The organism is Streptomyces sp. Y7, from assembly GCF_043195415.1.
Taxonomy (GTDB): Bacteria; Actinomycetota; Actinomycetes; order Streptomycetales; family Streptomycetaceae; genus Streptomyces.
The window spans coordinates 283,265-296,078 of sequence record NZ_JBIDDQ010000004.1 but is presented as its reverse complement, the minus strand read 5'-3'; the positions used below and the strand labels follow the sequence as shown (position 1 = coordinate 296,078).

At 70.3% G+C, this 12,814-nt stretch carries 11 protein-coding genes; 6 read left to right on the top strand and 5 right to left on the bottom strand.

Annotated features, from left to right (window positions below; all coding sequences use genetic code 11):
* Positions 1-9: 9 nt before the first annotated feature.
* Positions 10-747, top strand: a complete 738-nt coding sequence (locus ACGFW6_RS14820; protein ID WP_393508404.1) for an LON peptidase substrate-binding domain-containing protein — start codon at positions 10-12, stop codon at positions 745-747.
* A gap of 28 nt (positions 748-775) precedes the next feature.
* Entirely contained in the window at positions 776-1,282 is a 507-nt protein-coding gene (gene ybaK, locus ACGFW6_RS14815) for a Cys-tRNA(Pro) deacylase (protein ID WP_393508401.1), read from the top strand.
* 162 nt (positions 1,283-1,444) lie between these two features.
* Here the strand turns inward: ybaK and ACGFW6_RS14810 are convergent, their stop codons facing one another.
* From ACGFW6_RS14810 to ACGFW6_RS14795, 4 genes are all read right to left on the bottom strand, one after another.
* Positions 1,445-2,203 carry an AAA family ATPase gene (locus tag ACGFW6_RS14810; protein ID WP_393508399.1) on the bottom strand — a complete coding sequence of 253 codons (759 nt, stop codon included), beginning with the start codon at positions 2,201-2,203 and terminating at the stop codon, positions 1,445-1,447.
* Positions 2,204-2,237: 34 nt separating this feature from the next.
* Positions 2,238-3,062 carry an ABC transporter permease gene (locus ACGFW6_RS14805; protein ID WP_393508396.1) on the bottom strand — a complete coding sequence of 275 codons (825 nt, stop codon included), beginning with the start codon at positions 3,060-3,062 and terminating at the stop codon, positions 2,238-2,240.
* 82 nt (positions 3,063-3,144) lie between these two features.
* Positions 3,145-4,119 (bottom strand): ABC transporter ATP-binding protein, encoded by a 975-nt coding sequence (locus ACGFW6_RS14800; RefSeq protein ID WP_393508393.1) that lies wholly within the window; start codon positions 4,117-4,119, stop codon positions 3,145-3,147.
* 183 nt (positions 4,120-4,302) lie between these two features.
* A complete protein-coding gene (locus ACGFW6_RS14795) occupies positions 4,303-5,523 on the bottom strand; it encodes an NYN domain-containing protein (RefSeq protein ID WP_393508390.1) in 1,221 nt (406 codons plus the stop codon).
* Positions 5,524-5,768: 245 nt separating this feature from the next.
* Here ACGFW6_RS14795 and ACGFW6_RS14790 point away from each other — a divergent pair, with 245 nt between their 5' ends.
* A complete protein-coding gene (locus ACGFW6_RS14790; RefSeq protein ID WP_163017019.1) occupies positions 5,769-5,933 on the top strand; it encodes a hypothetical protein in 165 nt (54 codons plus the stop codon).
* 85 nt (positions 5,934-6,018) lie between these two features.
* On the opposite strand, the gene dnaE is transcribed toward ACGFW6_RS14790, so the two are convergent.
* On the bottom strand, positions 6,019-9,558 hold the full coding sequence (dnaE, locus tag ACGFW6_RS14785; protein ID WP_393508387.1) for a DNA polymerase III subunit alpha: 3,540 nt from the start codon (positions 9,556-9,558) through the stop codon (positions 6,019-6,021).
* Positions 9,559-9,759: 201 nt separating this feature from the next.
* On the opposite strand from dnaE, the gene ACGFW6_RS14780 reads away from it, so the two are divergent.
* From ACGFW6_RS14780 to ACGFW6_RS14770, 3 genes are all read left to right on the top strand, one after another.
* Positions 9,760-11,085 (top strand): DUF2252 domain-containing protein, encoded by a 1,326-nt coding sequence (locus ACGFW6_RS14780; protein ID WP_393508384.1) that lies wholly within the window; start codon positions 9,760-9,762, stop codon positions 11,083-11,085.
* Positions 11,086-11,174: 89 nt separating this feature from the next.
* Positions 11,175-11,873: a hypothetical protein gene (locus tag ACGFW6_RS14775; RefSeq protein ID WP_393508381.1), complete on the top strand. Its 699-nt coding sequence runs from the start codon at positions 11,175-11,177 to the stop codon at positions 11,871-11,873.
* 77 nt (positions 11,874-11,950) lie between these two features.
* A complete protein-coding gene (locus tag ACGFW6_RS14770) occupies positions 11,951-12,763 on the top strand; it encodes a thioredoxin domain-containing protein (RefSeq protein ID WP_393508378.1) in 813 nt (270 codons plus the stop codon).
* Positions 12,764-12,814 lie beyond the last annotated feature (51 nt).

The following is a 12,814-nucleotide window of genomic DNA, read 5'->3' as shown; positions in this document are numbered from 1 at the left end:
TTTGGCGCCGTGACCGTCCGCCTTCCGCTGTTTCCCCTGAACTCGGTGTTGTTCCCGGGACTCGTGCTGCCGCTCAACATCTTCGAGGAGCGGTATCGCGCCATGATGCGCGAGCTGCTGAAGACCCCCGAGGAGGAGCCGCGCCGTTTCGCCGTCGTGGCGATCCGCGACGGCCACGAGGTGGCCCCGAGCGCTCCCGGCATGCCCGACCCCACGGCGCTGCCCGAGCGCGGGCCCACCGCGGGCTTCGGCGCGGACCCGGTCAAGTCCTTCCACGGGGTGGGCTGTGTGGCGGACGCGGCGACGATCCGGGAGCGGGCCGACGGCACCTTCGAGGTGCTGGCGACGGGGACGACCCGGGTACGGCTGGTGTCGGTGGACGCCTCGGGCCCGTTCCTGACGGCGGAGCTCGAGGAGCTCGCGGAGGAGCCGGGCGACGAGGCGGGGGCGCTGGCTGAGGGCGTGCTACGCGCGTTCCGGCAATACCAGAAGCGGCTGGCGGGCGCCCGTGAACGTTCCCTGTCCACGGGTACCGAGCTGCCCGACCAGCCCTCGGTGGTCTCCTACCTGGTGGCGGCCGCGATGATGCTCGACACCCCGACCAAGCAGCGCCTGCTCCAGGCCCCGGACACCGCGTCCCGGCTGCGCGACGAGCTGAAACTCCTTCGCACCGAGACCTCGATCATCCGTAGCCTGCCGTCGCTGCCGTCGTCGGACCTGACGCGCGGCCCGACGAGTCTCAACTGACGCACGACCCCTGGGGAAACCGGCCACCATGGCGAAGAAGTCCAAGAAGAACCAGCAGCAGAGCGGCGGCACTCCCGCGACGGTCGCCCTGACGGCCGCGGGTGTCGCCTACACCGTCCACTCCTACGACCACGACCCCGCGCACCCCTCGTACGGCGAGGAGGCCGCGGAGGCGATGGGGGTGTCCCCGGACCGGGTCTTCAAGACGCTGGTGGCGGATGTGGACGGCACTCTGACCGTGGCGGTGGTCCCGGTGGCCGGACAGCTGGACCTCAAGTCCCTGGCGTCGGCGGTCGGCGGCAAGCGCGCCGCGATGGCCGATCCGGCCCTGGCGGAACGCACCACGGGCTATGTGCGCGGCGGCATCTCCCCGCTGGGCCAGCGCAAGAGGCTCCGCACGGTCCTGGACGCCTCGGCCTCCGCGCACGCCACGATCTGCGTCTCGGCGGGCCGGCGCGGCCTGGAGGTCGAGCTGTCCCCCGAGGACCTCGCGAAGCTCACGGAAGCGGTCCTGGCGCCCATCGGGCGTGCGTGACCTCTCGACGGCGGGGGTGTCCTCGGTTAAGTACGAGGGACATGTCGAAGAAAACGCGGAAACGGAAGTGGCGCATCAAGAAGGGCCGCTCGAACCACGGACGCCGCCCGGCATGACCTCCACCGTCCCAGGGGGCCCGAGCCCCCTGGGCCACCCCGGGCGCTAGGCCTGCGGCGCCCCGTGCGGCCCCTGCTTGCCGGGCTCCTGGGGATGCTGCTGATACGGATCGGCGTCCCGGGGGCCGAACAGCGCCGTGAGGCCGAGGTGCACCACCAGGGCGGCCAGCGGCCAGGCCAGCAGCGCGCCCTTGGCTCCCAGCTTCAGCGGAGCGGAGAAGGCGACGCCCTTGCCCACTTCCTTGGCGTGGGCGATCACGTCCTGCGTGGGCCCCAGCCGCACACCGAGCCACCAGGCGAGCAGCGACCCGAGGAACGCCCCGACGGCCAGCCCGATCACCAGCGGCACACCCCCGCGCCGCCGCCACAGGAAGACGGCGACCGCACTGACCAGACCGAACGCCAGCGCGAGCAGAGTGAACGTTCCGTCCACCCCGATGGCCTGCTCCCCCTCGGAATCCTTGAAGTAGACGACCCAGCCGTTGTCGACGACGTCCCCGACCAGCGGCACGCTCGGCGCCAGCCGCCACCACAGCACCCCGAGCAGCGCGCCGAGGAGCGCCACCACCACCGTGACGATCGCGGCCTCTCGCAGTTCGGTCTTCATGCCGGGACCGTCCTGTTCGTACGAGCCATACATGCCGTACGGGCCGTGAGAGCCGGGATGCCCGGGTATCGCGCCCGGGGCACCGGATATCGCGTCATGCGGCGGCACGGCGGCCGCGTGCCGGGCAGCGGGCTGCTGCCATCCCCCGTTCGGGGACGGTTCACGCGGCGGCGGTGGAGGAGTCAGCGGAGCGGTCACTCTGCCATCGTGCCAGGCCGACCTGTGCGGCGCGTCACCGGACGGCCGCTCGACGGTACGCCCAGGTGGCCACCGCCAGCGAGACGACGCCGACGACCGCGCACACGGCCAGGTCACCGAGGACGAACGCCCAGTCCGGCCGCTCCCCGAAGGTCCGCGCGAAGGCCTCCACGCCGTAGGTCGAGGGCAGCAGGTCCCGTGCGAAGCGCACGGCCTCGGGCATCCGGTCGGCGGGCAGCACCCCCAGCAGCAGCGCCGCCGACATGCCCAGCTGCCCGAGCAGCGTGGCCAGTTCGGGGCGCGGGGCGAGCAGCCCGAGCGCCGCCCCGAGGCCGGCGAGCGCGGCTCCGGCCAGCGGGATCACCGCGACGAGCACCCACAGATGTGCCATCGGCAGCCCGAACAGCACGCATCCGAAGACGGCGGTCACCACGGTCCCCGGCACGGTGAAGGACGCGTACGCCCCCGCCGCCCCCAGGACGACCGCGGCCGGCGGCACCGGCAGCGTGGCGTAGTGGTCGAGCCCGCCGCTGGCCCGCAGCTGCCCGAAGTACTGGGCGAGCAGGTTCAGCGCGACGAAGGCCACGACGAGTACCGCCGAACCGGCGACCACGGCCTGCGCCTCGGCGCCGCCGTCGACGACCCCGCGCATCAGGATCATGATCCCGATCGACTGGAAGGTCGCCACGAACAGCAGCGGGATGCGCGCGACCCGGGCCCGCGACAGCTGCGCCCGGTACACGGCGCACAGCGACGGCCACAGCCGCGCGCGCGGCCCGAGCTCGGCCGCGGCCCGGCCGGCCGTCTCGTCCACGGCCAGGGCGCTGCCCGGCAGAACCTCGGCGGGTACGACACTCACGTGGCGCTGCTCCCTTTCACACGGGGGATCACCGGGGAGGTGGCCCGTACGGCCTTCTGTACGGATGCGGCGGTCTGCGTGCTCACGCCTTCACCAGCCCCTGCTGTGCGGCTCCGCCCAGCGACAGATAGACGTCCTCCAGGCTGGGCGTGGCGAGCGTGAAGTCGTCCAGCGCGGCGAAGGCGGCCCCGCCGGTGACGGTGGCGACGACCGCGCGGGCCTCCTCGGGGGCGAGCCGCAGCGTCCAGCGGCGGCCGGACTCCACGACCCGGTCCTGCAGCGCGGCGACCTCGGGCACGTCCAGCGGCGCCCGCTCCCGCCACAGCAGCTCGACCCGGACCTCGCCGGCGACGCGCTCCTTGAGCCCGGACGGCGTGTCACAGGCGATCACGCGGCCCCGGTCGAGGACGGCGACCCGGTCGAGGACGGTCTCGGCCTCGATGACGTTGTGGGTGACGAGGACGACGGTCGTCCCGTGCTGCGCCCGTCGCCGGTCCACGGCCGACCACACGGCCCGCCGCGCCACCGGATCCATGGCGGTGGTCGGCTCGTCGAGCACGAGCAGCGGCCGCTCCCCCACCAGCGCGGCGGCGAAGCAGGCGAGCCGGCGCTGTCCGCCGGACAGTTTCCTGATCGGCCGCCCGGCGAGCGGCCCGAGGCCCAGCTCGTCGAGTACGGCGTCCCGCTCGCCGCGGGCCTGGCGCGCGTCCAGGCCGCGCAGCCGTCCGGTCGTCTCGGCGGCGAGCGACACGGTCAGGTCGTCGAGGGCGGTCGACTCCTGCCCGAGGTAGGCGAGGATGCGCGCGGCCCGCTCGGGGTGGCGCACGATGTCGTGCCCGAGGATCTCGACGCTGCCGGCGTCGGGCCGCATCAGCCCGGTCAGCTGCCGTACGAGGGTGGTCTTGCCGGCGCCGTTGGGTCCGAGCAGTCCGAAGATCTCGCCGCGCCGGATGTCCAGCCGTACGTCGTCGGTGGCGCGCACCTCGGGAGTCCCGGGCGCCCCGCGCCGTGCGCGCACGGCCGGGTAGGTCTTGGTCAGCCCGCGCACGGCACACACGACGTCACTCTCGTGCCGAAATACCTGTGCCGCGCGCGTACTCACAAGGGACGAGACTACGGGGTCCACGGGCCCGATCCGTCCTCGGGGCGGCCACTCGGCACAAATCGGCCGCTCACCGCCATAAAGCCGCTCGCCGCACGGCGTGGTCCGACGTGCCGGGCCCGGGCGCCGCCGTGCGGCTCACTCACCCGCGGGCGCGTGCTCCGCGGCGGTCCGGACATCGATCTCGCGCCAGAACCCGGCCCGGATCGCGTACCGGTCGTGCTCGTCAATCTGGTCGTCCTTGTGCGCGAGGAGCCCGAACCGGGCCGCGTAGCGGAGCAGCTCGCCGTCGATGCGATGCGGAATCCGCGGATACATCCCGGACAGCCGCTGGAAATGGCCCTGGTCCCCGAGCCGCGCCATCCACCGCCGCGCGAACACCTGCCCCACCTCGTACGGATCGCCGCCGACCGTGGTGATGTCCTCCTCCCGGTCCGCCCAGCGCTGTTCGGCGGAGGTCAGCTGTGCCAGCGTCGGCATGGACGCGGCCTCGGCCGACTCCGCCGCGACGCCGGGCCGGTCGACCCAGCCCTTGTCGGAGGACCAGCGCAGCGTCGCGTTCGACGGGTGCTGGGCCGGTTGCACCCCCGGTGCGCGCAGGGCGGCGAGATCCTTCGGCGTGGGCACGCCCTTGGGCGCCGGAACCCGCTCCTGGGTGCCGTTCTCCGAGGCCGTGACCGGCGTGGTGTGCTCGACCTCCGCGGGGGACCGCTCGGTCGCCGCGCCGAGGGCGGAGTCGGGCAGCGGCGCGGACAGGATCGCGGCGATCTCCGGCCGGGGCGCGGGCTGCGGCGCGCACACCCCGGTGAGTTCCTTGGCGCGTACGGCCTTGGTGATCCACGTACGATCCAGGACGCGCCGTTCGTCGGCCTCGGCGACCAGGTCCTCGGACTGGTTATAGTCACCGTCGGCGGCCTGCACGGCCCACAGATGTACGGCGACGCCGTGCTCCTTGGCGGCCATCATGCCCGGCAGGAGATCGCCGTCCCCGGTCACCAGCACCACATCGGAACAGGCGCGGTTGCGGGCCAGCTCGGTGAGTTCGGCGTGCATCGCGGCGTCCACGCCCTTCTGCGCCCAGCGGCCGTCGCTGCGGGTCAGGGCGCCCAGCCGGACGGTGACCCGGGGCATCACACGAAGTCGGCGGTGCTCGGGCTGGGGGACGCGGTCGGGGGCGCCGTCGAACCAGTAGATCCGCAGCAGGGGCTGCTGGGTGTCGGACTCGGCGCGTTCGCGCAGCCCGTGGATCAGGGCGGTGTGGTCGACGGTGATCCGGGAGCGGGAGGGTTCCCCGGCGAGCAGGCTGGCGGCGGCCCCCAGCAGATACCCGGCGTCCACCAGGACGATGCAGCGGTCCACGCGACTCACCCTCTTCCCGGGAGGTTTGCTTCGGGCTTCCTTCGAGTCTGCCCGACCGCGCGGGGGTTAACGGGCCGAACTCGATCTTCGGCGTGGCGTTTCGGGGCATGGGACCCACGGCGCGCCATGCCTCACGCCCCGACAACCGCTGTCACAGACGGTAATTATCCGAAATGCGTTCTTTATCAGCCTATGTGAATCTGGTCCCGGCCCTGGCCCCTAGTCCCCACAGGAGGCAGATCACCATGGCCAAGAACAAGAAGCAGGACCGCAAGCAGCCGCAGTCCGAGCGTGCCCAGCAGCAGGCGCAGCACTCCTCGATGGAGACGCAGACCGAGCAGCACATGCCGCAGGTCACTCCCGCCGACATGGCACGCAAGGGCAAGCAGAAGCGCTTCGGCCACAACTGACATCCGAATGCCGGGCCGTTGCGGCCCGGGTACACGAAGAGGGGCGCACCCGCGCGCGGGGTGCGCCCCTCTCGTACGACGTGGCTCAGCCGGCCAGGCAGGACGGTCCGAGCAGCACCTTCAGATCACCGAACAGCGCCGGGTCGGGCTTCACCCGGTGCCGGTCCAGCCGGAGAACGGTCGTCCTGGTCGGGCCCTGCAGCTTGATCCGGACCTCGCTGTCGCCCTTGTGGTGACTGAGGATCTCACCGAGCCGGTTGACCATCGGCGGGGTGACCCGCGTGGCCGGGATGGTGAGGATCACCGGCGCGTTGGTGCCCGCGTTGGACAGGTCGGGGACCTGGAGCTCCATCGCGACCAGCCGCGGCACGTCCTCACGCTTGTCGAGGCGGCCCTTGACGAACACGACGGCGTCCTCGACGAGTTGGGTCGACACGAGCTGGTACGTGGCCGGGAAGAACATGCACTCGATGGAACCGGCGAGGTCCTCGACGGTGGCGATCGCCCAGGCGTTGCCCTGCTTGGTCATCTTGCGCTGCAGGCCGGAGATGATGCCGCCGATGGTGACGACGGCGCCGTCCGCGTGCTCACCGCCGGTGAGTTGGGCGATGCCCGCGTCGGCCTTGTCGGACAGGACGTGCTCCAGGCCGAAGAGCGGGTGGTCGGAGACGTACAGACCGAGCATCTCCCGCTCCTGGGCGAGCAGATAGGTCTTGTCCCACTCGTCCTCGGTGAAGACGACGTCGAGGCCGAAGCCGGGCTCGTTGCTCTCCTCCTCGCCCATGCCGCCGAAGAGGTCGAACTGACCCTCGGCCTCCTTGCGCTTGACCGCGACCACGTTGTCGATCATCGGCTCGAAGTGCGCGGTGAGGCCCTTGCGGGTGTGCCCCAGGCTGTCGAACGCGCCCGCCTTGATCAGCGATTCGGTGGTGCGCTTGTTGCACGCGGTCGCGTCGACCTTGTCGAGGTAGTCGGGGAAGGAGGCGTACTTGCCCTTCGCCTTGCGGCTCTTGATGATCGACTCGACGACGTTGGTGCCGACGTTGCGCACGGCCTCCAGGCCGAACAGAATCACGTCGTCGCCCTGCGCGGCGAAGTTGTGCACCGACTCGTTGACGTTCGGCGGGAGCACCTTGATGCCCATGCGCCGGCACTCGTTCAGATAGACGGCCGACTTGTCCTTGTCGTCCTTGACCGAGGTCAGCAGCGCGGCCATGTACTCGGCGGGGTGGTTCGCCTTGAGGTAGGCGGTCCAGTACGAGACCAGGCCGTACGCGGCCGAGTGCGCCTTGTTGAAGGCGTAGCCGGCGAAGGGGACCAGGACGTCCCACAGGGCCTGGATGGCCTCGTCGCTGTAGCCCTTGTCGCGGGCGCCCTTCTGGAAGAGGACGAAGTTCTTCGCCAGCTCGTCGGGCTTCTTCTTGCCCATCACGCGGCGCAGGATGTCGGCCTCGCCGAGCGAGTACCCGGCGATGATCTGGGCGGCCTTCTGCACCTGCTCCTGGTAGACGATCAGGCCGTAGGTGACGGCCAGGACCTCTTCGAGGGGCTCCTCCAGCTCCTTGTGGATCGGGGTGATCTCCTGGAGCTTGTTCTTGCGCAGGGCGTAGTTGGTGTGCGAGTCCATGCCCATCGGGCCCGGACGGTACAGCGCGGAGACGGCGGAGATGTCCTCGAAGTTGTCGGGCTTCATCAGCCGCAGCAGCGAACGCATCGGTCCGCCGTCGAACTGGAAGACGCCCAGGGTGTCGCCGCGCTGGAGGAGTTCGAAGGTCGTCGGGTCGTCGAGCGGCAGGGACAGCAGGTCGAGGTCGATGCCCTTGTTGGACTTCACCATCTTGACGGCGTCGTCCATGATCGTCAGGTTGCGCAGGCCGAGGAAGTCCATCTTCAGCAGGCCGAGCGACTCGCACTGCGGGTAGTCCCACTGCGTGATGGTCACGCCGTCGGTGTGCCGCACCCAGATCGGGGCGTGGTCGACGATGGGCTCGCTGGACATGATCACGCCGGCGGCGTGCACGCCCATCTGCCGCACCAGGCCCTCGACGCCCTTGGCAGTGTCGATGACCTTCTTGACGTCCGGCTCGTTCTCGTACATCCCCCGGATCTCGCCGGCCTCGCTGTAGCGCGGGTGCGAGGGGTTGGTGATGCCGTCGAGGTCGATGCCCTTGCCGAGGACGTCGGCGGGCATCGCCTTGGTGAGGCGGTCGCCCATCGCGTACGGGTAGCCCAGCACGCGCGCGGAGTCCTTGATGGCGTTCTTCGCCTTGATCTTGCCGTAGGTGCCGATCATGGCGACCTTGTCGGCGCCGTACTTCTCGGTGACGTACCTGATCACCTCGACGCGCCTGCGCTCGTCGAAGTCGATGTCGACATCGGGCATGGAGACGCGCTCGGGGTTGAGGAACCGCTCGAAGATCAGGCCGTGCGGGATCGGGTCGAGGTCGGTGATGCCCATGGCGTAGGCGACGATCGAGCCGGCCGCGGAGCCTCGGCCGGGGCCGACCGCGATGCCGTTGTTCTTGGCCCACATGATGAAGTCGGCGACGACGAGGAAGTAGCCCGGGAACCCCATCTGGATGATGACGTCCATCTCGTACTCGGCCTGCTTCTGCCGGTCCTCGGGGACACCGCCCGGGAAACGGCGCTCCATGCCGGCCCGGACCTCCTCCTTGAACCAGGTGACCTCGGTGTAGCCCTCGGGGATGTCGAACTTCGGCATGAGGTTCTTCGCCTCGAACATGCCGTCGGTGTCGACCATCTCGGCGACCAGGAGGGTGTTGGCGCAGCCCTCCTGCCAGGCGTCCGATGAGTCGATGGCGTACATCTCGTCCGTGGACTTCAGGTAGTAGCCGGTGCCGTCGAACTTGAAGCGGTCGGGGTCGGAGAGGTTCTTGCCGGTCTGGATGCACAGCAGGGCGTCGTGGGCGGTCGCCTCGTGCGCGTAGGTGTAGTGCGAGTCGTTCGTGACCAGCGGCGGGATGCCGAGCTTCTTGCCGATCTCCAGGAGGCCGTCGCGGACCCGGTGCTCGATCTCGATGCCGTGGTCCATCAGCTCCAGGAAGTAGCGGTCCTTGCCGAAGATGTCCTGGTAGTCGGCCGCCGCCTTCAGGGCCTCGTCGTACTGGCCGAGGCGCAGCCGGGTCTGCAGCTCACCGGAGGGGCAGCCGGTGGAGGCGACGATCCCCTCGGACCACTGGGAGATCGTCTCCTTGTCCATCCGGGGCCACTTCTGGAGCCAGCCCTCGGCGTACGCGTCCGAGGACAGCCGGAAGAGGTTGTGCAGGCCCGTCTTGTTCACGGCCCACATCGTCTTGTGGGTGTAACCACCGGAACCGGACACGTCGTCGCGCTTCTGGTGCGGCTGGCCCCACTGGATCTTGCGCTTGTTGCGCCGGGACTCGGGGGCGACATACGCCTCGATCCCGATGATCGGGGTGACTCCGGCCTTCTTCGCGGTGTGGAAGAAGTCGTACGCCCCGTGGAGGTTGCCGTGGTCGGACATGGCGATGTGCGTCATGCCCATCTCGTTGCACGCGTTGAACATGTCCTTCAGCCGCGCGGCACCGTCCAGCAGCGAGTACTGGGTGTGGACGTGCAGGTGCGTGAACGGCGGCTTTGACACGGCTTGGCCTCCATGGAAAACGCTCGGTGACAGGCGGACGGACACTTCTGGGGACAGCGTCGAAGTCTATGCCTCGGCACTGACACTCGCGGGGCTCCCCCGCGTACCTTCACAGCGAGGGCCGCGGGCACTTTCCGGTCGGTCCACCCGTTGGATACGACAGAAACGCTGTCGTACACATGCACCAGGAGGCACCCAGCGATGTCGGTCCCCCAGCTCAACGACGAGCAGCGCGGCGACGAGATCCTCGCCGTCTTCGACACCGCCTTCGGCGAGCTCCTGGCCGCCGATCCGGCCGCGTTCCGCGTGAAGTTCCGGAAGATGGCGGCCTCGGCCTTCGCGTTCTACCGCGGCACGGCGTGCCTCTTCTACCACGACCTCGACGCCGAGAAGCGCGGCGGCCCGTACCTGGACGAGCGCACCTCGCGCGTGTGGATCCACGGCGATCTGCACGCGGAGAACTTCGGCACGTACATGGACTCCAACGGCCGGCTGATCTTCAACGTCAACGACTTCGACGAGGCCTACGTCGGCCCCTTCACCTGGGACCTCAAGCGCTTCGCCGCCTCCATCGCCCTCATCGGGTACGCCAAGGCGTTCGGCGACGACCAGATCAGCGAGCTGGTGCGGATCTACGCGGCCGCCTACCGCGAGCGCGTGCACGCCCTGGCCACCGGCGCCAAGAGCGACGAGGTGCCCCCGTTCACGCTGGACACCGCCCAGGGCCCGCTGCTGGACGCGCTGCGCGACGCCCGCGCGCTGACCCGCTTCGGGCTGCTGGACTCCATGACGGAGATCCGTGACTTCGAGCGCCGCTTCGCCCCGGGCGGCGGCTCCATCGAGCTGGACGCGGCCACGCGCTACAAGGTCCTGGCCGCCTTCGACGGCTACCTGGAGACGCTGCCGGACGCGTCCCTGGCCCGCCCGGACTCCTACCGGGTCAAGGACGTCGTCGGCCGCCGCGGCATCGGCATCGGCTCGGCCGGGCTGCCGTCGTACAACATCCTGCTGGAGGGCCACACCGACGCCCTCGAGAACGACGTCGTGATCTACATCAAGCAGGCCCAGACCCCGGCCGTCTCCCGGCACATCACGGACCAGGCGCTGCGGGACTACTTCCAGCACGAGGGCCACCGCACGGTGATCTCCCAGCGCGCCCTGCAGCAGCACGCCGACCCGTGGCTGGGCTGGACCGAGCTGGACGGCGCCGGCCAGCTGGTCGCCGAGGTCTCGCCGTACGCCGTGGACCTGGACTGGGGCGACATCGACGACCCGGAGGAGATCGCCTCGGTGGTCGCCGACCTCGGCCGGGCCACGGCCACCATGCACGCGGCGGCGGACGACACCTCCGGCGAGTCCCTCGTGCCGTTCTCCACCGAGCGCGCCATCGACGCGGCCATCGCGGCCGACGAGGACGGCTTCGGGGAGCTCCTGGTCGACTTCGCCCACGGCTACGGCGCCCGCGCGCGTGCCGACCACCAGACCTTCGTGGACCTGTTCCGCAACGGCCGGATCCCGGGTCTGTGACGGACAGGTCACTCACGGTCGCTCCCCGGCCCTTCACAGGCACCCTTTAGGGGTCTCTTACAGGAGCACGTGACACACTCTCCACCGCTATGGACATATCCGGGACCCAGCTTCGAGCCGTACGCGCGGCGCTCTTCACGGCACTCGTCGTGACACTGAGCACCGCGTCGCACGTGCTGCTGTCCCGGGCACCCCTGCCGCTGAACACGGTGGCCCTGCTGACGGCCACCGTGTTCGTCCTCGCCTACGCCCTGGCCGGGCGGGAGCGGACCTTCGGCCGGATCGCCGCGCTGCTGGTGCCGCTGGAGCTGGCCGCCGACACGGTCCTCACCACCGGCCAGCACGTCTGTTACGGCAGGGCGGGCGGCCCGGTCGCCGGTCCCCTGGCGTCGGTCGGCTGGGACGTGCTGTGCGGCGAGGGCACCCAGGTGGGGGCCCCGCTGGCCCAGGTCACCGGCACCGACCCCGAGCGGCTCGGCGGCCTGCTCGCCCATGTCGACCCGGTCACCTCCTGGCTCCTGCTCGGCGCCCACGTCGGCGTCGGACTCCTCGCCGCGGCCTGGCTGCGCCGAGGCGAGCGGGCGCTGGCGCAGCTGCTGAGCGCGGTCACGGCGACCACGTTCCGGCCGCTGCTCATGGCGGTCGCCGCGGTGACGGTCCCGCCGGCCGCCCCCGCCCGCCGCCTGCCGCGCCCCACCGACCGGACGGGCGGCGCCCGCAGCCGCCTCCTCGTGCACTCCCTGGGACGACGTGGACCGCCTCGCTCCCCCGCCTTCACCTGCGCGTGAACGGCAGCTGAGCAGCACGGCCCACCCATACGTAATCCCGCACACGACGTGTGCGTGTCCCCATGGAGATCACCAACATGAGCAAGCGGAACAGCCAGGCCGCGAAGACGGCGGCCCGGGAGCGGCTGCGCATCGAACGCGAGCGCGAGGCGAAGCGGGCGAAGATCAAGCGCCAACTGATCGTCGCCGGCTCCATCGTCGGCGTCCTCGCGATAGCGGGCGGCATCAGCTACGCGGTCGTCCAGGGCAACAAGCCCGGCTACTGGGAGGCCGCGAAGGACGACAAGCTCGTCAAGCCGGCCAACACCTCGGGCAAGAACGGCACGACGGTCACCATCGGTGAGGACAGCGCCAAGAAGACCCTCGTGATGTACGAGGACCCGCGCTGCCCGGTCTGCGCCTCCTTCGAGCAGGCCGTCGGCACGACGGTCGACAAGGGCGTCGAGGACGGCAAGTTCAAGATGCAGTACGTCGGCGCGACCTTCCTCGACAACGGCCTGGGCGGCGAGGGCTCCAAGAACGCCCTCAGCGCCCTGGGCGCCGCGCTGAACGTCAGCGACGAGGCGTTCCTCCAGTACAAGGCCGCGATGTACTCGGCCAAGTGGCACCCGGCGGAGTCCGACGACAAGCTCAAGGACGACGCCTACCTGATCAAGATCGCGGACACCGTCGACGCCCTGAAGGGCAACAAGGAGTTCCAGAACGCCGTGAAGAACGGCACCTACGACAAGTGGGCGCTGGAGATGTCGGCGACCTTCGACGACAGCGGTGTGCAGGGCACCCCGACCCTGAAGATGGACGGCAAGGCGCTGACCGGCGCCGACGGGAAGAACGCGCCGATGACGGTGGCCGACTTCAACAAGGCGATCGAGACGGCCCTCAAGGGCTGAACCGACCTTCAGGGGAAGAGCGGGCGAACTTTTGCGAGTTCGCCCGCTCTT